This window comes from Candidatus Njordibacter sp. Uisw_058, assembly GCF_047730065.1.
In the GTDB taxonomy this organism is placed as follows: Bacteria; Pseudomonadota; Gammaproteobacteria; order Pseudomonadales; family Balneatricaceae; genus Njordibacter.
This window is the reverse complement of the sequence record NZ_CP159829.1, coordinates 1,577,586-1,600,738: the sequence shown is the minus strand read 5'-3', so window position 1 is coordinate 1,600,738 and position 23,153 is coordinate 1,577,586. Positions and strand designations below refer to the sequence as shown.

At 44.0% G+C, this 23,153-nt stretch carries 23 protein-coding genes and 1 pseudogene; 13 read left to right on the top strand and 11 right to left on the bottom strand.

Going from position 1 to position 23,153, the window contains the following annotated elements; translation table 11 throughout:
* Positions 1 to 72: 72 nt before the first annotated feature.
* Complete coding sequence (gene metG, locus ABXT59_RS07510; protein WP_443635233.1) at positions 73 to 1,755, bottom strand: methionine--tRNA ligase; 1,683 nt, start codon at positions 1,753 to 1,755, stop codon at positions 73 to 75.
* Positions 1,756 to 1,948: 193 nt separating this feature from the next.
* Here metG and trmA point away from each other — a divergent pair, with 193 nt between their 5' ends.
* From trmA to ABXT59_RS07490, 4 genes are read left to right on the top strand one after another with little or no spacing between them, the layout of a single operon-like run.
* A complete protein-coding gene (gene trmA, locus ABXT59_RS07505) occupies positions 1,949 to 3,064 on the top strand; it encodes a tRNA (uridine(54)-C5)-methyltransferase TrmA (protein ID WP_443635231.1) in 1,116 nt (371 codons plus the stop codon).
* 11 nt (positions 3,065 to 3,075) lie between these two features.
* Positions 3,076 to 3,903, top strand: a complete 828-nt coding sequence (apbC, locus tag ABXT59_RS07500; RefSeq protein ID WP_443635229.1) for an iron-sulfur cluster carrier protein ApbC — start codon at positions 3,076 to 3,078, stop codon at positions 3,901 to 3,903.
* Between the two features lie 5 nt (positions 3,904 to 3,908).
* A complete protein-coding gene (dcd, locus tag ABXT59_RS07495; RefSeq protein ID WP_443635227.1) occupies positions 3,909 to 4,493 on the top strand; it encodes a dCTP deaminase in 585 nt (194 codons plus the stop codon).
* A gap of 15 nt (positions 4,494 to 4,508) precedes the next feature.
* Positions 4,509 to 5,732, top strand: coding sequence for an ATP-binding protein (locus ABXT59_RS07490; protein WP_443635225.1), 1,224 nt, complete (start codon positions 4,509 to 4,511; stop codon positions 5,730 to 5,732).
* On the opposite strand, the gene ABXT59_RS07485 is transcribed toward ABXT59_RS07490, so the two are convergent.
* The 4 genes from ABXT59_RS07485 to purM all read right to left on the bottom strand — a co-directional run bounded on the left by ABXT59_RS07485 (position 5,725) and on the right by purM (position 9,604).
* Positions 5,725 to 6,987, bottom strand: a complete 1,263-nt coding sequence (locus ABXT59_RS07485) for a TolC family protein (RefSeq protein ID WP_443635224.1) — start codon at positions 6,985 to 6,987, stop codon at positions 5,725 to 5,727. The genes ABXT59_RS07490 and ABXT59_RS07485 overlap by 8 nt on opposite strands.
* 110 nt (positions 6,988 to 7,097) lie before the next feature.
* On the bottom strand, positions 7,098 to 7,835 hold the full coding sequence (locus ABXT59_RS07480; protein ID WP_443635222.1) for a DUF3108 domain-containing protein: 738 nt from the start codon (positions 7,833 to 7,835) through the stop codon (positions 7,098 to 7,100).
* Between the two features lie 36 nt (positions 7,836 to 7,871).
* Positions 7,872 to 8,537: a phosphoribosylglycinamide formyltransferase gene (gene purN / locus ABXT59_RS07475; RefSeq protein ID WP_443635220.1), complete on the bottom strand. Its 666-nt coding sequence runs from the start codon at positions 8,535 to 8,537 to the stop codon at positions 7,872 to 7,874.
* 20 nt (positions 8,538 to 8,557) lie between these two features.
* Complete coding sequence (gene purM, locus ABXT59_RS07470) at positions 8,558 to 9,604, bottom strand: phosphoribosylformylglycinamidine cyclo-ligase (protein ID WP_443635218.1); 1,047 nt, start codon at positions 9,602 to 9,604, stop codon at positions 8,558 to 8,560.
* Between the two features lie 202 nt (positions 9,605 to 9,806).
* On the opposite strand from purM, the gene ABXT59_RS07465 reads away from it, so the two are divergent.
* From ABXT59_RS07465 to ABXT59_RS07440, 6 genes are all read left to right on the top strand, one after another.
* On the top strand, positions 9,807 to 10,925 hold the full coding sequence (locus ABXT59_RS07465; protein ID WP_443635216.1) for a DUF2066 domain-containing protein: 1,119 nt from the start codon (positions 9,807 to 9,809) through the stop codon (positions 10,923 to 10,925).
* Between the two features lie 40 nt (positions 10,926 to 10,965).
* Positions 10,966 to 12,030 (top strand): AI-2E family transporter, encoded by a 1,065-nt coding sequence (locus ABXT59_RS07460; RefSeq protein WP_443635214.1) that lies wholly within the window; start codon positions 10,966 to 10,968, stop codon positions 12,028 to 12,030.
* A complete protein-coding gene (hda, locus tag ABXT59_RS07455; RefSeq protein WP_443635212.1) occupies positions 12,027 to 12,770 on the top strand; it encodes a DnaA regulatory inactivator Hda in 744 nt (247 codons plus the stop codon). Before ABXT59_RS07460 ends, hda begins: the two co-directional genes overlap by 4 nt.
* A gap of 34 nt (positions 12,771 to 12,804) precedes the next feature.
* Entirely contained in the window at positions 12,805 to 13,542 is a 738-nt protein-coding gene (locus tag ABXT59_RS07450; protein ID WP_443635210.1) for an MlaA family lipoprotein, read from the top strand.
* A gap of 95 nt (positions 13,543 to 13,637) precedes the next feature.
* Positions 13,638 to 14,831 carry a PP2C family protein-serine/threonine phosphatase gene (locus tag ABXT59_RS07445; protein WP_443635208.1) on the top strand — a complete coding sequence of 398 codons (1,194 nt, stop codon included), beginning with the start codon at positions 13,638 to 13,640 and terminating at the stop codon, positions 14,829 to 14,831.
* Positions 14,824 to 15,315, top strand: a complete 492-nt coding sequence (locus tag ABXT59_RS07440) for an STAS domain-containing protein (protein ID WP_443635206.1) — start codon at positions 14,824 to 14,826, stop codon at positions 15,313 to 15,315. Before ABXT59_RS07445 ends, ABXT59_RS07440 begins: the two co-directional genes overlap by 8 nt.
* Before the next feature lie 74 nt (positions 15,316 to 15,389).
* Here ABXT59_RS07440 and tal read toward each other — a convergent pair whose 3' ends face one another.
* The 6 genes from tal to ABXT59_RS07410 all read right to left on the bottom strand — a co-directional run bounded on the left by tal (position 15,390) and on the right by ABXT59_RS07410 (position 20,520).
* Positions 15,390 to 16,334, bottom strand: a complete 945-nt coding sequence (gene tal / locus ABXT59_RS07435) for a transaldolase (RefSeq protein WP_443635204.1) — start codon at positions 16,332 to 16,334, stop codon at positions 15,390 to 15,392.
* On the bottom strand, positions 16,331 to 17,371 hold the full coding sequence (dusA, locus tag ABXT59_RS07430; RefSeq protein WP_443635203.1) for a tRNA dihydrouridine(20/20a) synthase DusA: 1,041 nt from the start codon (positions 17,369 to 17,371) through the stop codon (positions 16,331 to 16,333). The genes tal and dusA overlap by 4 nt, the downstream gene beginning before the upstream one ends.
* Before the next feature lie 2 nt (positions 17,372 to 17,373).
* On the bottom strand, positions 17,374 to 18,306 hold the full coding sequence (locus ABXT59_RS07425) for a 2-hydroxyacid dehydrogenase (RefSeq protein ID WP_443635201.1): 933 nt from the start codon (positions 18,304 to 18,306) through the stop codon (positions 17,374 to 17,376).
* A complete protein-coding gene (locus ABXT59_RS07420; RefSeq protein WP_443635199.1) occupies positions 18,303 to 18,620 on the bottom strand; it encodes an AzlD domain-containing protein in 318 nt (105 codons plus the stop codon). Before ABXT59_RS07420 ends, ABXT59_RS07425 begins: the two co-directional genes overlap by 4 nt.
* Positions 18,617 to 19,405, bottom strand: a complete 789-nt coding sequence (locus tag ABXT59_RS07415; protein ID WP_443635197.1) for an AzlC family ABC transporter permease — start codon at positions 19,403 to 19,405, stop codon at positions 18,617 to 18,619. The genes ABXT59_RS07420 and ABXT59_RS07415 overlap by 4 nt, the downstream gene beginning before the upstream one ends.
* A gap of 155 nt (positions 19,406 to 19,560) precedes the next feature.
* Positions 19,561 to 20,520, bottom strand: coding sequence for a fatty acid desaturase (locus ABXT59_RS07410; RefSeq protein ID WP_443635196.1), 960 nt, complete (start codon positions 20,518 to 20,520; stop codon positions 19,561 to 19,563).
* 160 nt (positions 20,521 to 20,680) lie between these two features.
* On the opposite strand from ABXT59_RS07410, the gene ABXT59_RS07405 reads away from it, so the two are divergent.
* The 3 genes and pseudogenes from ABXT59_RS07405 to ABXT59_RS07395 all read left to right on the top strand — a co-directional run bounded on the left by ABXT59_RS07405 (position 20,681) and on the right by ABXT59_RS07395 (position 23,049).
* On the top strand, positions 20,681 to 21,541 hold the full coding sequence (locus ABXT59_RS07405; RefSeq protein WP_443635195.1) for a helix-turn-helix domain-containing protein: 861 nt from the start codon (positions 20,681 to 20,683) through the stop codon (positions 21,539 to 21,541).
* 3 nt (positions 21,542 to 21,544) lie between these two features.
* Positions 21,545 to 22,387 (top strand): phosphate/phosphite/phosphonate ABC transporter substrate-binding protein, encoded by an 843-nt coding sequence (locus tag ABXT59_RS07400; protein ID WP_443635193.1) that lies wholly within the window; start codon positions 21,545 to 21,547, stop codon positions 22,385 to 22,387.
* A gap of 116 nt (positions 22,388 to 22,503) precedes the next feature.
* A pseudogene (locus tag ABXT59_RS07395) lies at positions 22,504 to 23,049 on the top strand (DUF924 family protein).
* Positions 23,050 to 23,153 lie beyond the last annotated feature (104 nt).

Genomic DNA, 23,153 nt, shown 5'->3' with positions numbered 1-23,153 from the left:
GTTTTTTAACATGGTTGACGTTTCTTTCTCACTTTGGTCGCTACCCTTGCCTCGTCTATTCGTCTGGTTGCCTTATTTTGCTTTGAGGGCAAGTTCTTTTGCCACTTCAACCTTAGAGTCCTCAAGCATAGCCTCGATTTGACTAGCATCAATACGAGTCATTAAAGGCTTGAATTTCTCAATACCATGGTTAATGAGGGGCGTATCTAGGCTAGCCCAAGCTAGGTCATCATTGAGGAATTTAGTCACATCGGCGGACATTATGGGTAACACAGGTGTTAAATAAATCATTAATGTGCGGAACATGTTTAAGCCTGTTGAGCAAATGTCTTGTACTTGTTGTTCCATGCCTTCTTGCTTAGCCAAAACCCACGGTTCTTTATCTGCGATGTATTGATTAGCTTGATCAGCTAAGGCCATAATGGCTTTAATGGCTTTACCAAACTCACGTTTTTCATAATATTCGGCAATGGTATGCTGTTCATTAGCAAAGGCTTTGAGTAATTCAGGTTCACTCACTAAAGGGCTAAGCTGACCATTAAATTTCTTACTAATAAAGCCCGCACTGCGACTGGCAATATTGACTACTTTGCCCACTAGGTCAGAGTTTACGCGCTGCACAAAATCGTCTAAGTTTAAGTCTAAGTCATCTACTTTGTTGTTCAATTTAGCAGCAAAATAATAACGCAAGTACCCGGGTTGAAGATGGCGAAGATAGGTGCCTGCTTTGATAAAGGTACCACGTGATTTAGACATCTTCTGCCCATTTACCGTTAAAAAGCCATGGGCATAGACAGCCGTTGGGGTACGGAATTCAGCCGCATACAGCATGGCAGGCCAAAATAAACCATGGAAGTTTATGATGTCTTTACCAATAAAGTGATAAAGCTCTGTGGTCGAATTCTTGTTCCAATAGTGGTCAAAGTCAAGGTCTGCACTGCGATCACATAAATTCTTAAAACTTGCCATATAACCAATTGGAGCATCCAACCAGACATAAAAAAACTTGTCTTTTTGACCCGGAATTTCAAACCCAAAGTAGGGTGCGTCACGGCTAATATCCCACTCTTGTAGGCCAGAATCTAACCATTCTGCAAGCTTATTAGCAATTTCACTTTGTAAGCTGCCACTGCGAGTCCAATCTTTTAACAAGTTTTCAAAGTCAGGTAGCTTAAAAAATAGGTGAGTGGATTCTTTTTGAACTGGCGTAGCTCCAGAAATAGCAGATTTAGGTTCAATTAACTCAGCTGGAGAGTAGGTGGCTCCACAAGCTTCACAATTATCACCATATTGATCTGGGGTTTTGCACTTAGGGCAGGTTCCCTTAATGAATCGATCTGCTAAAAACAGTTGTTTTTCTGGGTCAAAAGCTTGGGTAATCGTGCGCGAGGCAATGTGGCCTTTGGCTTCACAGGCTTTATAAATGTACTCTGAGAAGTCTTTATTTTCAGGTGAATGAGTGGAGTAAAAGTTATCAAAAGACACCTGAAAATCTTTGAAATCTTGCTCGTGTTCGGCCTGCACATTAGCGATTAACTGCTCTGGGGTAATACCTTCTTGTTCTGCACGCAACATAATGGCAGTACCATGGGCATCATCAGCACAGACATAATGGCAGGTGTTGCCAATATGGCGTTGAAATCTAACCCATATATCTGTTTGCACATACTCCAGCATGTGACCAATATGAATGGAACCGTTGGCATAGGGTAAGGCGCTGGTAACAAGTATTTCGCGATCAGTTGTTTTGGTCATGGGTTAATTCGAGTTTCTTAAGGCGCTAAATGAAGCGCATAATAATGGATTTGATGTTTCAGCCTCTATTGTACAAAACATTGGCGGTAACGCCTATAGTTTCTCTTCTTAGAAGCATAGGATTATGTATTTATGCCCAATTGGCCTGTTATAATCCAGCCTGATTTCAGTACCGCGTTCAAGGAGTAGGTCTTTGGCCATTGAGCCCATACAACCGCAGCAATACCAAGTCTTGCTAGATGCGAAAAGTTTACATATCCGGTCTCATTTTGACCAGTTGGGTGACTTTTCTGCAGATGTTGCTTTGGAAGTATTTCCATCAAGGCCAGATCATTATCGCATGCGTGCTGAATTTCGCATGTGGCATGAGGGAGATGATCTATTTTATGCCATGTTTCCTCCCGGGAATAAGTATCAACCCATTCGGATTGACTCCTTTATTCAAGCTAGCGAGCGCATTAATGCGCTAATGCTGCCGTTATTAGAAGGTATCAAAGCATCATCTGTATTGAGCAAAAAGCTATTTCAAATAGATTTTTTGAGCAGTCAGCGAGGCGAAATATTAGTCAGCCTGCTGTACCATAAGCAGTTAGGGGATGATTGGTTGTTGTTGGCTGATACCTTGCGTATTGAGTTGGGTATCAATATTATTGGTCGTGCACGCAAACAAAAGCATGTGTTGGGCATGGGTCATATTATGGAGACCTTGCAGATCAGAGGCCGCAAGTATCACTATCAGCAGGTCGAGAATGCATTTACCCAACCCAATGCGAGTATCAATGAGCAAATGATCACTTGGGCCTGCGACAGCATCGAACGATTTGGTTTGGGAACTAAGCCTGACTTGTTGGAGTTGTATTGCGGTAATGGCAACTTCACACTGCCTTTAGCGGCTCAGTTTGGTAAAGTAATGGCTACAGAGATTGCCAAATCGTCGGTCAACTCTGCACACTTTAATTTGACTGAAAATGGCATTGATAATGTCACTATAGTGCGCTTGTCGAGTGAAGAAATGACTCAAGCATTGGCGGGTGTGCGCCCCTTTCGACGCTTGGCTCAAGTAGACTTATCAAGTTTTGATTTTGGAACCATCTTAGTCGATCCTCCAAGGGCGGGTTTAGATGCTGAAACATTAGCTTTAGTGCAACAGTTTGATCAGGTGATTTATATTTCCTGCAATCCAGAAACTTTGCTGGATAACCTACAAGAACTCAAACAAACCCATGACTTAAAGCGCTTGGCTTTATTTGACCAATTTCCATACACTCACCATGCTGAATGCGGTGTGGTGTTGCATAAACGCAATTAATAGGACATAAAATGAGCGATACAAGACCAGAAGGCTTACAAGATATCAAACACATCGTTGCCGTAGCTTCAGGTAAAGGTGGGGTAGGCAAGTCTACTACCACAGTTAATCTGGCGCTAGCCATGGCGCAAGCAGGTTTTAAAGTTGGTGTGTTAGACGCGGATATTTATGGTCCAAGCCTAGGCCTGATGTTAGGCATTGCTGAAGGTAACCACCCAGAAACGATGCAAGAAAAATGGTTCCTTCCTATCCAAGCCCATGGTGTGAGCGTCATGTCCATGGCCTTCTTAGTGGATGCCAACTCGCCCATGGTGTGGCGTGGTCCAATGGCGGCTGGGGCATTACAGCAAATGCTGCTGCAGACTAACTGGGGAGAATTGGATTACCTGTTTGTTGATATGCCACCAGGTACAGGTGACATTCAGTTAACTTTGTGCCAGAAGGCCCAAGTTTCGGGTGCGGTGATCGTCACTACACCTCAAGACTTAGCCTTGCTTGATGCCCGTAAGGGTATTGAAATGTTTAAAAAGGTGAATGTACCTGTGCTTGGTGTGGTGGAAAACATGAGCACTCACGTGTGTAGTCAATGTAGTCACGAAGAAGCTATTTTTGGTGCCGGCGGTGGCGTTGCATTAGCGCAAGAGTATGGCACTGAACTTTTGGCTAGCCTACCATTGAGTATGGAAATTCGCATCCTTGTAGATGGCGGTACACCATCAGTAGTGGCTGAACCCACTTCTGCTGCTGCACAAACCTATGTGCAGCTTGCACATACCCTCGTAGCCAAGCTTGATGGGGCTCACCAAGCCATGCCTAGCATCAGTGTAGATGAAGACTAAATAAGATGCGATTAAGTGATAAAGACATTATAGCAGCCCTCAACGCTGGAAAAATTGGCATTGAGCCACGGCCAGACGATAGCGTAATTACGGGGGTCAGTGTCGACCTACGTTTAGGTAATAGTTTTCGTGTGTTTAAGGATCACGCCCGTCCATTTGTTGACGTTAGCGCCAGTCGGGAAAAAATTAATAGTACCCTTGAAGCCATCATGAGCGAAGAAATTGTGATTACAGAAGGAGAAAGTTTTTTTCTTCATCCTGGTGAACTTGCGCTGGCTGTAACCTTAGAGTCGATTACTATTCCTGATGATCACGTGGGATGGCTAGATGGGCGCTCTTCTTTGGCACGTTTAGGGTTGATGGTCCACGTCACGGCGCATCGCATTGATCCAGGTTGGAGTGGGGCGATTGTGTTAGAGTGTTTTAACAGTGGTAAGTTACCCTTAGCATTAAAACCCAACATGACTATTGGGGCTATAAATTTTGAAACCCTCTCCAGTCCAGCGCTTAGGCCTTATAACAAGCGAGTAGATGCTAAATATAAGCATCAACAAAGTGCTGTAGCCAGTCGTATAGATCAAGACGGTTAAATGGAACGTTAAATCATGAGCCAACTTTCTGCCATGCAATGTGACCAAGTTTTAAAGTCTTTGCGGGCAGGCGTGGTGCCTGCAGATCGTTTAGACTTAATTAAGGTTGGCAGGGAAGGTGAGCTAGAAACCTTGGACAAAGACATACTGCACATTGCCAAAGGTGGCTCTTGTGTGCGCTTTGTGACAGGCAATTATGGCAGTGGTAAAACCTTTATTGGCGAACTCACTAGGCAACACGGGATTAAACAGGGTTTGGTCGTAGGGACTGCTACGCTTTCTCCAGACAAAAGGCTGCAAGCAAAAACGGGGGAGACGCGCAATCTATACTCAGCAATAGTGCGCTCCTTTAGCACCAAGGCAAGGCCTAACGGTAGCGCTTTAATCAACATCGTAGAGCGTTTTATCTTAACCAACTTGCGTGAAGCCCATATCGATAATGTGCCCCCAGAAACTCATATAGCTCAGCGCTTAAAAGATTTTGAAGAACTGGCTGGAGGCTTTGACTTTATCACAGTCATTCAGCGTTACTGCCATGCTTTGGAACAGCAAGACGATATATTAAAAAGCACAGCATTAAGGTGGCTAAGAGGTGAGTTTACTAATTTGACTGACGCTAAAGCTGCTTTGGGTGTGCGCAGTATTATAGACTATCGTAATTTTTTCAGTGGTTTAAAAATGCTTTGCCAATTCGTGCGTATGGCAGGTTATCCCGGCTTACTCATCTGTTTAGACGAGATGGTGGCATTGCATGAATTAAGCCACAAGCAGACTCGTATCAATAACTTTAATGAAATTCTTAATATTGTTAATGATTGCTTGCAAGGTCAAGTCCATGGCATGGGCTTCGTATTTTTAGGTACCCCTGAATTTGTTTATGATGAGAAGAAAGGCCTTTATAGCATGCCAGCTCTGAAGAGTAGGCTTGCATTCAATCGTCTGGCGCAAGCAGGTTTGATCGATGTATCTGGACCTGTGATTGAGTTACAACCGCTGCAAGAAACAGAAATGGATGAGTTGTTGCACAAGTTACGCCATCTGCAGGCCTACGGTGAAGCTAAAAACTATCTGATTGACGATATGGGCTTATGGCAATTTATGCTTCAATGTCGCACGATATATGGCGCGCAATATTACCTCAATCCACGCTTGGCTATTAAAACCCTATTAGACCTGTTGGCAATTTTACAACAAAATCCCAACGCCAAAGTGGCTGAACTAATCTCTGAAATTAGTTAAACCATTGGTCCAGTTGAGTTAAGTCGCTACCATTTAACAAACCACTGGCTCGTTTTAAGCGTAATTGATTTAACACTAGGTCAAGTCTTGCATTATCCCAACTGCGTTGAGCCGAAAAAACTAATTTTTCTGCGTCCAAAATATCGCTAATGTCTCTCAAACCTAAGGTATATTCTGTATTTTTTCCGTCTAATGAGGCCTGCACAGCCTTGTTCAACTGCGCTAGGGCTTGAATCTGTTGCCGACTTGTATCTAAAGCTTGGTGCCAACGCCTAATTTCTTGTTGCGTCGTTTTAAGCAGAGCTTGGCCTTGTTGTTGGCTGGCATACCAAGCTTCTTTAGCTTCGTTAGTCTGAGATTGATTCAAACCACCGTCAAAGAAAGTGCCCGTTACACCCACTGCAAGGAACTGGCTAGTACCAGTGCTGCTGCTGTAGTTTTGTGACATGCTGATACTGGCTTTTGGGTATAAACCCACATCCTTACCTTGGTAGTTATGGTAGGCCTGCTGAACGGCCAACTTGTTGTGGGCAATGTCTAAGTTATTATTTTGTGCTAGCTCAAACCAGTTTTCCAAAGAATCAATAGCGACCAAACTAGCAGCATTGAAGCTGCTGGCTAGAGCAGGAAGCTTTGGGGGTAGTGTCTGATTAGTTAGATTTTCAAGGTTGGCACGGGCTAAGCTTAAGTCTTGTTGAACCTGCAATAAGTTCACCTGCAATTGTTGAAAGTTAGCTTTCACATCCTGCAGTTCTATGATGCTACTGATACCCAGATCAACTTGCTGTTGTGTTTGTTTTAAACGCTGTTCCACAGCGGTAACTTCCGCCAAACTTGAAGACATTTGGTGCTGCTGTTTGATCACAGCAACATAACGATTAATCACAGAGAAAATAAGATCTTGATGTGTTTTTTCAAAGTTAATGCGCGCCCCAGCAGCCATTTTCTCTGCTACTTTGAGGCTATAAAACGCATCTAACCTCAGAGGCAGCGCTACTTTAACCCCATAGGTATGGATGTTAGCTCCAGCATTTAAGGATTGGCTTTCGTTCACGCTGCCACTAATCTTTGGCATGAATGCGCTGTTCGCTTGAGGAATAATTTCTAATTTAGAATTAAGCGTATGTTGGGCAGCGATATAACTGGGATCATTGGCCTGTGCCAATTGGAAAAGCTCTTGGAATTGACTGGCATGACTGCCTACAGAGGCAGCAGCGGCTATGATAAAAACCGCAAAACGATTTGAAGAGGCCAAGATATATCCTTACGTAACAGCTTTAATTAATCTGTAGTTTAACTAAATTTGCGCTTAGGTGCGAACTGCTTTACCAAGTTTTGCGCAAGCTGTTCACGCCTGAATTTACGCTAACCATCAAGCCAAGTCAGCTGCTGTAAATCGATTTGGTAGCTTTTCCCATCTGCTTCTTTTTGGATAATACGCACGATACTGTAATCTAGATCGGGTGCAAACCAGATCCAAGTTTCTCGATCTGAACCTTCACCTCGATCTCGTTTAATGCGCAAAGACTTGTAATTGCCAAGGGGAGTTTCAATCAGGTCTTCGCCATCAGCAATAAACTGATAGATTTTAAGCTCACCACCATCGGCTACTTGGTAAGCATACGTTTTACCATTAATGACAGGAGTGGCCGCTAAATCCAGCTGCAGGAGCAGTTGCACACTTTGTTTATCGAGTGTGCCCAGTACAATATCCATCAACCAATCGGAACCCCCAGCAGTGTTCTTAACTTTCTTATTAGGCCAGTCAAATTTAACCTCTACATCTCGTGTTTTGTTTAAAACTTTGCGTTGGTAGGTATAGTGATCAGGCTCAATTTGATCATCAATAAATTGAAACAGGCTGGATTCGGTCAAAGAAGCTACCATCGCACTCGCGGCAGTCGTGAGTCGGTAGCTTCCATCATCATTCTTAATTAGACTGCGTTCTGCTTGGCCAGATAGGCTAATACCTAAATCCCACTGGCTGGTATAAATCGCTTGAAAAGGTCTTAACTGAGCTAGGCTGCTGTGACTCCATAACAAGATGAGCATCAGGCTAAAGGCGCTGGGGAGCTTACACAATTTGTTGGTAATATTTAGCATTTCATTTCCTTGCAATATTAATCGAGCACATTTAAGTCAGGACTGAAATTGTATGCCTTGTTCTGGCAATAGCTGACCATCCATTAACACAGCGTTATTTTGCAGCTTTAACCGGCCCTCACAGAACCATTTAATGGCAATGGGGTAAATTAAGTGTTCTTGCACTAAGACCCGAGCCGCTAAAACTTTAGGTGAATCCAGACTTAGTACGCTCACTGATGCTTGTAAGACCATAGGACCCCCATCAAGTTCACTAGAAACAAAATGCACACTGGCGCCATGCTCAGCAACCTCTGCTTCTATGGCCCGCTCATGAGTATTAATGCCTTTAAATTGTGGCAGCAACGAAGGGTGGATGTTAAGCATGCGGCCATGGTAATGATGGGTGAATTGAGGCGTAAAAATTCGCATAAAACCAGCGAGGACCACCAAATCGGGTTGCTTGTCATCAATGGCGTGTGTGAGTTCCTTGTCAAAGGCCTCGCGGCTACCAAACTCTAGGTGATTAATGACTCGATTTTCTATGCCAGCTTTATGAGCTCTAGCTAAACCCAAAGCATCAACTTTGTTGCTGATGACTAATTCAATGGTCGCATCAATTGAGCCCATAGAAATAGCATCAATGAGCGCTTGTAAGTTACTACCGCCACCTGAAATAAGGACCACAAGACGCGGTACTTGGTGTAATGATTGTTCATGCATGAGCGTGTCCAAAGACGGGTTTAGCGCATTAAAACAGCATCTTGGGAGCCGTCATTTTGTTGAATATGACCTATTACCCAAGGACTTTCACCTGCTTTAGCTAGGGTGGATAGTGCTTGGGCTTGGTCTTCTTCGGTTACCACAATGACCATGCCCACACCGCAATTAAAGGTACGGTACATTTCAGTGTCGGTCACATTACCTTGGCTTTGCAACCAATTAAATACAGCGGGCTGCTGCCAAGACTGAGTCTCAATTACAGCAACACTATTTGCAGGTAAAACCCGCGGAATATTCTCAAGTAAACCACCACCTGTGATATGAGATAAGGCTTTTACATCCACTTGCTTAAATAGTGTTAATAAGGCTTTTACATAAATACGGGTAGGCTCCATCAGGGCCTCACCTAGGCTGACACCACCGATGTCTTGTTGTAAATCAGCCTGGCTGACTTCGATGATTTTGCGAATAAGGGAGTATCCATTGGAATGGGGGCCAGAAGCTGGGAGACCAATCAGCACATTACCAGGGGCCACCTTGGTACCGTCTATAATTTTGCTCTTTTCTACAATTCCTACACAGAACCCAGCAAGATCATAATCTTCTCCTTCGTACATCCCAGGCATTTCTGCCGTTTCACCGCCAACTAAGGAAGCTCCAGCAAGGGCACAGCCTTCGCCAATGCCCGTGATGACTCGAGTTGCAATTTCAACATCGAGTTTACCGGTGGCATAATAGTCGAGAAAGAATAAAGGTTCTGCACCAGCAACAATTAAATCGTTGGCGCACATGGCGACTAAGTCAATACCGATGTGATCGTGACGGTTCAATTCTAAGGCCAGTTTTAGTTTGGTACCAACGCCATCAGTGCCAGACACAAGCACTGGCTCGTCATAGCCTTTTGGAAGTTCAAATAATGCTCCAAATCCACCAAGTCCAGCCATGACTTCAGGCCGGCGGGTGCGCTTGGCAACGCCTTTGATACGCTCAATTAGGGCGTTACCTGCATCGATATCGACGCCAGCATCTTTGTAGCTTAGAGAATTAGTAGGGGCTTCAGTGCTCATGGCAGGGGGTGACCTTAGGGAGTTAATTTAAACTTTGGCTATTTTATCACTCTACTGGCGTTTCATCACCCGCTTAGAGGTTAAGTTTCGAGGTTTTTTGCACTTTTCTTGCTAGCGGCAATGGGCCATATTGACTATAGTGAGGTCTGAGTTACTTCAAACATTAAAAGCAACATAACTTAATGGTTAACAAAGATATTATATGACGCGAACATTACTTAGTTTAGTGCTAAAGGCACTGCAAAAAATAACCTGTATAGGTTTACTGCTGTGGCCTTTGCCAGCCTTTAGTTTGGTCGTTGATGGCCTTTATGACGCTGCCATTCAAGTGGAAGACCAATCCCCTGAGCAAATGCTAAGGGCGAAAAAAATGGGCTTAGCCCAAGTTTTAGTTAAAGTCACTGGGCAAACTCAGAGTTTAACTCACCCCAAAGTGCGAGCTGCTTTGCGCAACCCAGAGTCTTATTTACAGCGTTTTTCCTTTGGTACTGAGCTACTGAAAAACGGTCAACCCCAAGCCGTCATTGAATTGGCGTTTGATAGCCTGCAGGTTGACCAATTGATTCGTGAATCTGGTCACTTCATTTGGGGCAAAGACCGCGCTGGAGTATTAGTTTGGCTGGTAGAAGATACTCAAGGTATTAGGCAGATTGTCAATGATAACCGCCACCCCATGGTCGCTCAAATCATGTCACAAGCACATTTGCGGGGTATGCCACTATTATGGCCCTTGCTCGACTTAGAGGATCAATTGTCCATTAATGCAGGTGACTTGTGGGGTGTGTTTAGAGACACCATCACTCGGGCTTCTAGTCGATATCAAGCTGATGCGGTGCTGGTCGGGCTCATGTTCCAAGACAGTCAAAAATTATGGCGCGTAGACTGGAATTTTTGGTTAGATGATGTGGAACAAAAATGGTCTTCTCAAGGAACTGATATTGCCGTGTTGGTGGAGCCTTTAGAGGATCGCTTAGCAGCCAGTCTAGTTGAAAAATTTGCACTAGACACGGGGGCTGAAAGCTTAAACGACGAGGCTAGGAAAAGTGCCATATTACGAATTGATCAGGTTACGCAGGTTGGAGACTATGTTGAAATCCAAGCCATGTTACAAACCATTGCAGGTATTCAAAAGGTGCAGCTACACAGTGCCAAGGGTACGACACTTGAATTTCGAATATTTGCTCAATCTAATCTTGCTCAAGTCAAATCTGTGATTGATTTAAAAAGGCGTTTACAAGCGGTTGAAGGCACTGATATCGTTGCTTTGGATCAATCTCTTGACCTTGGAATCAACCTCGTATGGCACTATCAATGGAATTAATTTTGGAGTTGCACAGGCACTTACATAAGGAAAATAGGGAATGACACAATCTCAGGCATGGTTGCTTATCGTTGTAGGACTTATTTTAGCTGGATTGTTGTATATACTTCAGCCGGTGCTGACACCGTTTTTAGTGGGCATAGGGATAGCGTATTTGGCAGACCCCTTTGCGGACCGCCTGGAGGCTAGGGGTTGGCCAAGAAGCATGGCAACGGTCATGGTATTTTCGGTATTAATTTTGCTGCTAGTCGGTTTGTTTTTAGGTATTTATCCTTTGCTCATAAAACAAATTCAGACCTTAGTGCAAATGCTACCTAGTATTGAGATTTGGTTTAATGCAACGCTATTGCCATGGCTGCAGTCGAGCTTAGGGTTAGATGTAAAAAGTATGAAATTAGACCTAGTCACTGAAGGGCTTGCCGCCGAGTGGAAGCAGACTGGTGGAGTCATATCGCGAGTGGCTAAATACGCTACCGAATCTAGTATGGGTTTAATCTCTACCCTGGGTTCTGTGGCTATGGTGCCGGTAGTGGCTTTTTACATGCTTAGGGATTTTGATCTTGTCACTGAGCGCATTAAAATGCTTTTGCCCCTTAGTATTCAGCCTCAAGTCAACGCCTGGGCCATTGAAAGTAATGATGTGTTAGCTGCGTTTATGCGAGGCCAGTTGCTGGTAATGTTGAGTTTAGGAGCTATTTACGCTTTAGGGCTGCACTTAGTGGGCTTAAATTATGCTCTATTAATTGGGGTGTTAGCCGGTTTGGCCAGCGTCGTGCCTTATTTAGGTTTTGTTGTAGGCATCACTGCTGCATTAACCATCTCTCTTTTTCAATTTGATAATTACTTGCCACTTGCGATGGTGCTTGTGGTTTTTTCCGTAGGGCAAATTGTGGAAAGCTTTGTATTAACTCCGCTGCTTGTTGGTGATCGTATTGGACTGCATCCAGTTGCTGTGATCTTTGCAATTTTGGCAGGTGGCCAACTCTTTGGATTTATGGGGGTGTTATTAGCCTTGCCTATCGCAGCGGTGATTATGGTATTGTTACGACATCTTCATAAAGGCTATATTAACAGCGATTTATATGGCCAGCAGGATATTGAATGACCACTATTGCAATAAAAGATGTGCACCAGCAACTTAGCTTTAGGCAACTTACACTTGGGGTAACCTTAAATGCCCAGCAACAGTTGAATAACTTTTCCTTTAGTGGTGCACCGGCATTAGCACCAGCTTTAGATGATCTACTAATGAGTGAAAAGGCCGACAGCGTTTATGTGTTTGGTGCTCAAGGGGTGGGCAAAAGCCATTTGTTGCAAGGCTGTGTGTTGAGGGCTCAAGAAATGGGCCAGCAAGCCATTTACATTAGTTGTCGTGAACTGATTCAAATTCCCTCTGTGCAGGCTGATGAATGTTTGGAAGGCTTAGAGTCTAATGCCTTGATTTGTGTTGACGACATAGATCATTTGATTAACGATATGCATTGGGCCCAAGCCTGGTTCCACTTGTATAATAAACTCATGCAGCAAGATCATCACCTTGTGATATCAGCCACATTAAATCCAAGAACGGTGGTCTGCCATCTGAATGATTTGCGCTCAAGGTTGCAGTTAGCTAATGTATTTCAACTAATGGTTTTAGATGAAGAGGCCAGTGGTCGATTACTGCAAGAAAAAGCACAACAAAAGGGTTTATACCTAACCAACGAACACGTAGCCTATATTTTTTCGCGCAGCCCCAGAGGCTTAGCGAATGTTTTGGCCGTGCTGGATTTATTAGATACCGCCTCATGGCATGAAAAACGACGCATTACCATACCGTTTATTAAGCAGGTCATGGCGTGGTAGTATGAACATAGGTTTGATAACAAGGAAGAAGTGTATGGTTGGGCGTTTAAAAATAGGTTGTGTGGTGGTTTTAACCCTAGGCTTAGGCCTTTTGACGGGGTGCTCGAGTACTCCTACCAGCCCAGCACTCGAAGTTGAGGCTGATCCTAGCGATCCTTTTGAAAACTTCAACCGTAAAATTTACTCTTTTAACAGGTCAGTGGATAAAAACGTCTTATTACCCGTGGCTAATGCCTACGGTAGTGTGACGCCGGATATTATCGAAAGGGGTGTGAGTAATTTCTTTTCTAATCTCAGTGATGTGGGCAACTTTCTTAATCATAGTCTGCAGTTCAAACCCAAAAAAGCAGGCAAAGATGCTGGCCGCTTAGTGATCAATACGACCCTAGGTTTGGGTGGTATTTTAGACGTTGCTTCTGGCTTGGGCATTTACCAAGAGTCTGAAGATTTTGGTCAGACATTAGGCTATTGGGGCGTTAATTCTGGTCCCTACGTGGTGTTGCCTTTTTTTGGTCCCAGTACCGTGAGAGATGCCAGTGCTTCGTTTTTAGTGGATATGAAGGTCAGTCCAATCAATCGTTATAACCCCCAAGCCCATCAGTTTTATATATCGGCTCTGCAAGTTGTAGACCTGAGATATCGCTTAGGTGATTATGAATCAATGGCCAGTGGTGATACCTATGTGTTCATACGTGAGGCCTACTTACAGCGCCGAGAACACATGATTAATGACAGTGTAAGCAGTGAAGATGACAGTTTTGATGATTTTTGATGTTTGAGACTAAGGTCGTACTTGTCAACAGGATCTAAAGAGCATATGGTGTCGATATTGGGCCCCTATCAATGGGTCTTGGAGTAAGTAGTACTATGGAACCTGACGTCAGTCAGATCCTGATCGTAGCAAGCGATCTCGACCTTAAACATAAGATTACCCAGCATTATGCAGAGCGTAACTATCACGTGACTGCGATAAACGATCCGCTCCACGCCTTGGACTTTCTTACCAATGCCGTGGTGAACTTGGTATTGTTTCAATATAATCCTCAAGAACCCACTCTCACAGCATTACTACAAGATATGCTGGACAAGTGTGCCGAATTACCCCTGATTGTTCTGACGCACATTGATTGCGCTGCAAGCATCACCAATATGCTGCGCTTAGGCGTGACAGATGTGTTTAATTTACCCTTAGACGCGATGCTTGAATTAGATCAGAGCGTCGTGCGCCATGTGAAACGTTCTGCATTATTCTATGAAAATCTACAATATCGTCATGCGTTAGAGGTGGCTAATCAAAAAGTAAATAAAAACCTTGCGGAGTTGCAGCAAGATCAAATTGCGGGGCGATTAATACAACAACGTATGATGCCGCCCGAAGAGTGCAATATTAACGGCTTGAGTATGCACCGATACATGAAGTCGTCACTCTATTTAAGTGGTGACTTCATCGATTACATCCGTCTGGATGAGGACCGGGTGTTATTTTACCTAGCCGATGTATCTGGCCACGGTGCCTCTTCTGCTTTCTTATCCGTTTTGCTTAAAAACATAACTAATCGCCTGACGCGAGAATATCTTGAATCTGATGCCAATGGTTTAATTTCACCAGCCAAAGTTGTAGCACAAATCAATAGTGAATTACTTGATTTTGATATTGATAAACATATCACAGTATTTATGGGTCTATTAGATCGCAGCAACCACGAACTGACCTATTGCGTGGGTGGTCACCTTCCCATGCCCTTATTGTCACAAAACCAAGAAGTAACCTATTTATCTGGTTTAGGCAGCGGATTGCCCGTAGGTTTATTTGATGATGCCCAATACACAGATCTGACACAGCAACTCGAAGCAGGCTTTAAGCTCATGCTCAGCTCTGATGGGATCTTTGAAATATTGCCATTCGATCAAATTACAGACAAAGAAGAGCAATTACGCACGGTGTTAAAGCGATGTGGTAGCAGCTTAGAAGGCCTAGTCGATGCTCTGAGTATCGACAGCCTTGAAGCTGTGCCGGATGACATCGCGTTATTGAGTATTTGTGGGGATGCTTATGCTTAAGGGACGCATTATAGTGGCCGACCAAGAAGGGACCCATGTCATCAAGTTTCTAGGTGATGTCAGGTTGACCCTTTGCCCAGCTTTGGATCAATACCTAGATAACATGTTTAATAGTCGATACTTTAAAACCATCTTAATTGACTTAACAGAAGCAGAAGGCATTGATTCCACTGCCTTGGGAATGCTTGCCAAAATGTCTATTCGTATGAAGAAAAAAATGGGCTTTGTACCGACCCTAGTGTCTATTAATGACAACATCACTCGGGTGCTTTTGAGCATGGGCTTTGATAAGGTGTTTGTGTTTGTGAACCATTTAGCCGACCATGCAGAACCCATGGATGAACTATCTCAAGGTCAGTTTTCTGAACTCACAGTGCAAGAAAAAGTATTAGAAGCGCATCGTACCTTGATGAGCATGAACCAAAAGAACCACCAGGAATTTAAAAACCTAGTGGATGTGCTTGAATATCAGTGCACTATTTAACGAGGCCAGTTAACTCAGTCTCAGTTCCTCTAAAATAAGTTACCCTAGCCTGAGCTACTCCAGAATAAACCGCCCTAAGCTAACAAAGCCTCTAATTTCTCTTGGTCTCTAGTAAAATTACGAATACCTTCCGCTAATTTCTCTGTGGCCATTGCGTCTTCATTATGCATCCACCGGAAATCTGCTTGATTAAGAGTCAATTTGGGTTGGGTCTCTATAATCTTAGAACTATCCAATTTCTGTACTAATTCATTACTATCGTCTTCTAACTCCTGCATTAGACTAGGACTAATGGTTAGCCGATCACAGCCTGCTAATTGCTCAATTTCCTCAGTATTTCTAAAGCTTGCTCCCATCACCACAGTGGCATAACCATGCTGCTTGTAGTAATCGAATATCTTGCGCACTGAAATAACCCCAGGATCGTCTGCCGGTGCAAACCCTTGTACCTGCATATCTGCTTTGTACCAATCCATTATACGGCCTACAAATGGTGAAATGAGGTACACACCAGCTTCTGCACAAGCAATGGCTTGCGCAAAGCTAAATAGCAGGGTGAGGTTACAGTTAATGCCCTGTGCCTCAAGTTGTTTGCCCGCTTGAATGCCTTCCCAGGTCGACGCCATTTTAATTAGAACTCGATCTTTACTTACGCCTTGTTGAGCGTATAGATCAATAATTTTTAGGGCCCTAGCAACGGTAGCCTCTGTATCAAACGACAAGCGTGAATCGACCTCTGTAGAAATACGACCCGGTATTGCACTCAGAATTTCCTTACCAATCGCTACGGCAAGGTAATCGCAGGTGTTATCCATCTGCGTTTGACTATTACCACCTTGCTTACTAGCCCACTGCTTAGCTTCACTGATTAAAGGCGCATAAAGCGGCATTTGTGCTGCTTTTAACACCAATGATGGGTTGGTGGTCGCATCTTGTGGTTGGTATTGTTTAATGGCGTCTAAGTCACCAGTATCAGCAACGACTGTGGTCATGGATTTAAGTTGTTGTAGTTTGTTCATTGCTGATCAGTAACCTCTATAATTGGAGTGAGTGGGGGTTCAATTAAATCCAATGCATCATACATCACTTGGATGTTGGCACGGCCGCCATGAATATTATCACTAATATGGCGCCGCAGGGCGCGAGCACCGGGTAAACCTTGAAAAAGCCCCATAATATGACCACTCATGTGGTGCAATGAGGTGCCTTGTTCATGCTGGGTTTGCATGTAACTAAAGTAATCGTTAGCCGCTTGGCGTCGCTGCGTGATGGGCAAGGTGCAACCATAAAACTGTTGGTCTATGTGGGTGAGGAGGGCACTGTTATGGTTAGCTGCACGGCCCAGCATAACCCCATCCACATGGGTTAAATGCGCATGGCAATCTGTAATATTATCAATGCCGCCATTGATAATAATTTCTAAATGAGGAAAGTCAGTTTTTAAACGATACACCTTGTCATATTGCAGAGGTGGGATCTCTCGATTTTGTTTAGGCGACAAACCTTTTAAAATCGCGTTGCGGGCATGCACAATAAAGGTCTCACAACCACTTTGGCTCACTTGATCTACAAACTTGGCTAATGCATCATAATCATCCACATCGTCAATGCCTATACGATGTTTGATCGTCACTGGAATCTTCACGTTCTCAATCATAGCCCGCATGCAATCGGTGACCAGTTTTGGATGGGCCATGAGGCAAGCCCCAATCATATGATTTTGCACCTTATCACTGGGGCAACCAACGTTGAGATTTATTTCATCGTAGCCATACATTTCACCAAGACGTGCACATTGAGCTAACTCTGCCGTATTACTGCCTCCCAACTGCAACACCAATGGATGCTCTTGAGGGGAATAACCCAAGAGGTAATCTTGATCGCCATTGAGTATTGCACCCGTAGTGATCATTTCTGTAAACAGTAAAGCGTGTTGGCTCAATAGCCTGGCAAGAAAGCGATAATGCCTGTCAGTGACGTCAATCATTGGGGCCACGCAAAAACGTCTGCCTAAGCGGGGTGAAGATGCAGAAGACGACACAACATCTGGGCTCATGATTAGTAGCCTTGGTGGCGATCAACAAGCCCACTCGGGCTTTGGTTATGCACCACGGCTTGCAAAGTTTGGCCAATTTGTTCGACACAAGGCGCACATTCAGATTGGGCCGAACTATGGGGTGTGATCATCACCTTAGGGTGCTGCCAGAGTGCATGCTGGGCTGATAATGGCTCTTTTTCAAACACATCTAACACAGCGCCACGCAAGTGCTTTTGATCGAGTAACTTGAGTAAGTCATCGACGATTAGATGCTCACCGCGGCCTGCATTAATGACCACTGCACCTTGGGGCAGTTGGCTCATATTTTGATGATTTAAAATGCCTTTGGTTTCAGGCGTCAGAGGCAAAAGGCAGCACAGTGCATCGGTGCGTTGGAGAAACGTTTCAAGTTCTTCAAGCCCCGTGTAATGAGTCACATTGGGCAAGTTCTTTTTACTGCGACTCCAGCCAGCCACATCAAAATCATAGATTTGTAGGTGCTGTGCTAGTTGAGCCCCAAGCTGACCCAAACCTAAGATCCCCACTCTGAAACTAGCGGCAGATTTAAACGGCTGCACCTGCCATTGTTGGCTTGTTTGCTGCTGCTGGTACTGGTCCATATTGCGAAAGAAGTGAAGTAAAAAGTAACTAAAATATTGGTTCATTTGTGCTGCCATACCACCGTCTTCAATACGGTAGATATCAATATGCTCTGGCACTGCAGGATTACTTAAAATAGCATCAACCCCAGCTCCGAGGTTAAACACAGTGGTTAAATTAGGGAAACGTTGAAAAAAAGTAGCTGTGGGTTTCCAAACAATGCCATATTTAACCAGTTCGGGGTGTTTGATGTGTTGCCAATCTTGCACATTGAGATGGGCAAACTGACGTTTAAATTCAGCTAACCACTCTGCGTTTGAATCATCTGGGGTGAACAGGGCACAGCTTGTCATGACATTATCCATTTCAATAATACGAAGCTCACTAAACCCACTACAATGGTGGTTAATAAGTGTTGGCGCCAAAAGCCAATGCCTGCTGCCACTAACGCGGCCCAAAAGTAGGGGTTAGAAAAGCTAATATCTAAAAACCCTTCAGGCATTAAAATAAGCGGCGCAATAATAGCTCCTAGCACCACGGGGGGTACAAAAGTTAAGGCCTGTTTTAGCCACAGAGGAAAGCGTATGCGTCCAGCCATAGCAAACATCACATAACGAATCGAAAATGTGACCAGAGCCATACCTGCAATCATCATGGCCTCATTCATAGTTGGGAACCTTTGTTTTGATTATTGGCCGCTTTTGAGAGGTGAATTCTTAACTCAATTTGTTCGCTTGCATAGCCAATGCAGATGCCCGATAGTGCCGCCACTACCAAGCCCAACTGATGGGGTAAGTCTCGCAAAACTATGGCAAAAACAGCAGCGCTTATGACGGCTATCCACATGGGTTTATTGCGTAAATAAGGAATAATCATACCTAAAAAAGTCACTGACATAGCAAAATCTAAACCCCAGTTGGTCATATCTGGAAAGAGCTCCCCCAAACCAATACCCAACCAAGTGCATAATTGCCAGTTACTATACATGGCCACAATAGAGCCCAAAAAGAACCAATGGGCTCGGTTTGTGTCTGTGCGTTCAATATATCGATTGTTAACCACAGCAAAAGATTCGTCTGTTAACCCAAACGCCAGTATTGCACGCCAACCATGAGATAAATGACTCACCTTATCAACCAAGGCTGTGGCATAAAGTAAGTGTCGTAAATTGACGACCAAAGTTGTAGCAATAATGATCACAGGTCCAACACCCGTCGCCAGCAACCCGAGTGCAATAAACTGTGATGAGCCGGCGAATACAAACAGTGACATGGCCATGGCACCCAATAGTGATAAACCACTGGATTCTGCCAAAGTTCCAAAGATAATGCCAAAAGGAATAGCGCCAATAATCATTGGCACAGTGGCTTTGGCACCTTGCAGGAATTCACTGCTATTAGATTCGGGCGTGGCCCTAGGCTTGGGGTCTGAGTTAGGAAGAACGTGTGCCATAATAATGCTTAGTTTAACTCAGTTTGGCCTATTGTGGCCTAGTTTTGCTAACAATAAAGGTTGGATGTTGCGAGTAACGGCCGATGCGGATGACTGCAATATTTCACCAAGTTAAATGTAATTATAGCCTTAAATAGGCCTAAATTAGAATGTTTTTAACTTCGATTGGCTGGTTTTTTGGGATACATGGGGCTGTCCTTTGGGTGCACCATGGTTTGCTTCATGAGTGACCAGTAGTTCTGGTAAAAATACCCGCCATTACTGACTAAGATTGATTGCTTATAACGCCGCCAATGCCCATACACCATAAACCATGGTAGATGAGGAAACTCATGGTGAACTTGGTGTATGTTGACATTCATAAACAATAACCTAGTCACCCAAGAACCTTCTATAATGACGCAGCGTTGGTGATTATTGTCACCGGGTCGATGCTCAGCATAAGAGCGCATGAGGGTTAGGCTTAAACCAGGCCAAACACACAAAATGATATACTGCCACCAAACGATCCCTTGAACGTCGAGCCACATAACTACCCCTGCCACTAACAACAAGTGCAAGACCCAATTAATCTGGTGCAACACAGTCGCCAGACTTGAAGGTTGGCTAAAACCTAGCCAAAAAAATTGAGTTTCACTTTTGATAAATAGCCCTACGACCAGCCAAGGCCCAATCAACATGCGGCCAATAAAAGTGTAATTTAACTGCCATAGCAACCGCACCATGGCACTTTTGAGATACCAATCATGGGGCCAATGGTAGTAGCTTTCAGGGTCTAATCCAGGCTCAGTAATGGTGTGTATTTCATGGTGCAGCTGGTGATGATTACGGTACTGAAAATAAGGTATCCACAGACTTAAAGGCATCCAGCCTAAGCTATCATTAAGCCAACGCCAAGGGCTTGGGCGGCCATGCAGTAATTCGTGTTGCACACTGCCATGTAAGCATAATAAGACGGCAGCCATTGGCGACACCAACCACCAAGACAATTGGCTTGCATGGCTCATGAGCACAATCCAACTGCTATAAACCAAAACGATCAAAGCCCATGTGGGCCATGCTTGCCGTTGCCAAAGTTTACTGCATATGGGAGCAGAGGGTCGGGTTTGTGCCATGCTTGGGCCAACTTGATTATTAGAGACGGGCAAGATAGCCTAGACATAATATGGTGACAATGAGTGTTTTTGTGACATTAGTTATAATTTGTTGTTTAAGCACAACAAAAGCAATTTATGCACACTAATTACTGGGTTTAATGGAAGGTTATGCACGCTTATGAACAGTAAAGAACGTTTATTTCGAGTGGATAGCTTCCGTCAGCGGCTCATTACAGTGATGTCTCAAAAAGGTATCAAAAGTGCTGGCTTAGCTAAAGCCATTGGTGTCGATCGTTCAACATTATCCCAACTATTAGCCCATGATAATGATCGACTACCTAGGGTAGATACCCTCATGGCCATTGCATCTAAACTGCAGATTAGTGTGGACTGGTTGCTTGGTTTAACCAGTGAGTCTCGCTCAGGTGCAGAGATCTTAAGTCAATCTTTGCAATTAACACCAAGCTTGCCTCTACCTTCCGATGCGAGTTTGCGAGCTTGGTATAAAGCTGCCTTAGGCACCAAAATTCGTTATGTGCCGGCTAATTTACCAGATTTAGTGAAAACTGAAGCGGTGCTAGCTTGTGAGTACAGAGACTTTGAGCAAGTTAGTTTAGAGCAGATGATAGAGACGACCAAGGAACGGTATCAAGAGGCCTTGCAACCAGGTTGTGACTTGGAAATTTGCTTGTCAGTGCAGCGCATGGTGAGTTTTGCCAGAGGTGAAGGCTTGTGGGGCCAGCTCAGTCTTACAGATCGGTGCCAGCAATTAGAGCACTTCGCTCAGGTGACCGATGAACTTTACCCTAAAATGCGAGTGTATTTATTTAACGAAAGTCGTAATTATGCATCGCCATATACTATTTTTGGCGCCAAACGCTGTGCAGTCTATATGGGGCATATGTATTTTGTGTTTAATACCAGTGACCATGTGATCACCTTAACGGGTCACTTTGACGGCCTAATTAGAGCGGCAGAGGTGCAAGCACACCAATTAAAAGACTGGATAGATCAATTAATAATTGAAATTAGGCATTAGCTAATGGCCCGAATATGCGCCTACCCAATGTATCAAATGCCCGAGGTAGAGCCATTTGCTGTGAGTTGGTGGCAAGGCTTGCGCAGACACCTTGTTGAACACGGCATAAGTGAGACACAACTGCCCTACCACCTCTACCAGCTTTCTCAATTTGAGAACTATGATGCCCATTGGCGTGATGGTAATCTTTTGTTGAGTCAGACCTGTGGTTACCCTTTTACGAATGACTTGCTAGGTCAGGTGCAGTACGTGGCCACCCAAACTTACCACACACCCTATAACCACGGGCCCAATTATGCCAGTTTAGTGTTAGTGCGAAGCACAGACACAGCACAACACATACAAGACATGCATCAAACGCGTGTGGCCGTGAATAGTGATGATTCGCAGTCCGGTTATCATGCATTGAGAAGCTTAATTGCGCCGATAGCCCAAGGTCTAGCAACTCAAGATGCAGCATTTTTTTCAGAGGTGATTACTTCGTCTTCTCATAGAAACAGTATCGCTTTAGTGGCGCAAGGCCAAGCCGATCTGTGTGCCATAGATTGTGTGACCTTTAGTTTACTCCAAGCCCATGCCCCAGCAGAACTTACCTATTTGCGTATTTTAGCCCATACCCAAAGCGCGCCTTGTTTGCCTTATATCACCGGCTTATCGATTTCACCAGAAATACTAAAAAAACTGCAATTAGGCTTGATGTCTGCAGCTTTAGATCCCACTTTAGAAGACACGCGCAGGGCATTATTAATGGGCCCTGTCTGCGTTTTGAAAGGCTTGCAAGCCTATCAAACAATACCAGATCAAGCAGCCAAGGCTGATGCTTTAGGTTACCCAAAGTTAATTTAACTAAAGCCCACAATAAATTTTGGGAATCAGTGTTTATTTAAGTTAGGGTGCTTTAATTACCATAAATTAGACTATAATTTTGAGCAACTCACGTTATTAAATGGAGGTTCAAAAAGATGAATTACATGGATATTATTCAATTTTGGTACACCGAAATCACACCGCGTAATTGGTTTATGAAAGACCTAGGTTTTGACGCTATGCTCAAACGACGCTTTAGCCATATTCACCAACAAGCGGTGGCAGGGGAATTGTCTAGTTGGAGAAGTAAACCACTTGGGCAGTTGGCAGAGATCATCGTGTTAGACCAGTTTTCTCGTAACCTATTCCGCAATTAGCCCCAAACCTTCGCTTACGATGGTCAAGCCCTTGTATTAGCCCAAACAGCCATTGCCAAGCAGGCTGACTTAGTCTTACAGCCATTGCAAAAGGCTTTTTTGTACATGCCCTTTATGCACAGTGAATCCGCCATCATTCACCAACAAGCCATGCAGTTGTTCAACCAACCTGGGCTAGAAGATAACTACAAGTTTGAGCTTAAGCACAAGGTCATTATTGATCGTTTTGGTCGTTATCCTCATCACAATGCAGTGTTAAATAGACCGTCAACTCCCACTGAAAAAAAAGTTTTTACGCCAACCGGGTTCATCATTCTAAAATAGCCAAATATTATTCTAAATGAATCTTTAGTTACTGTTTAATTAGCGTTTAGTTAGGGTTCAGTTAATGGCCACCTAATGCTTAGTGAATAAGGTGGAATTGGGTG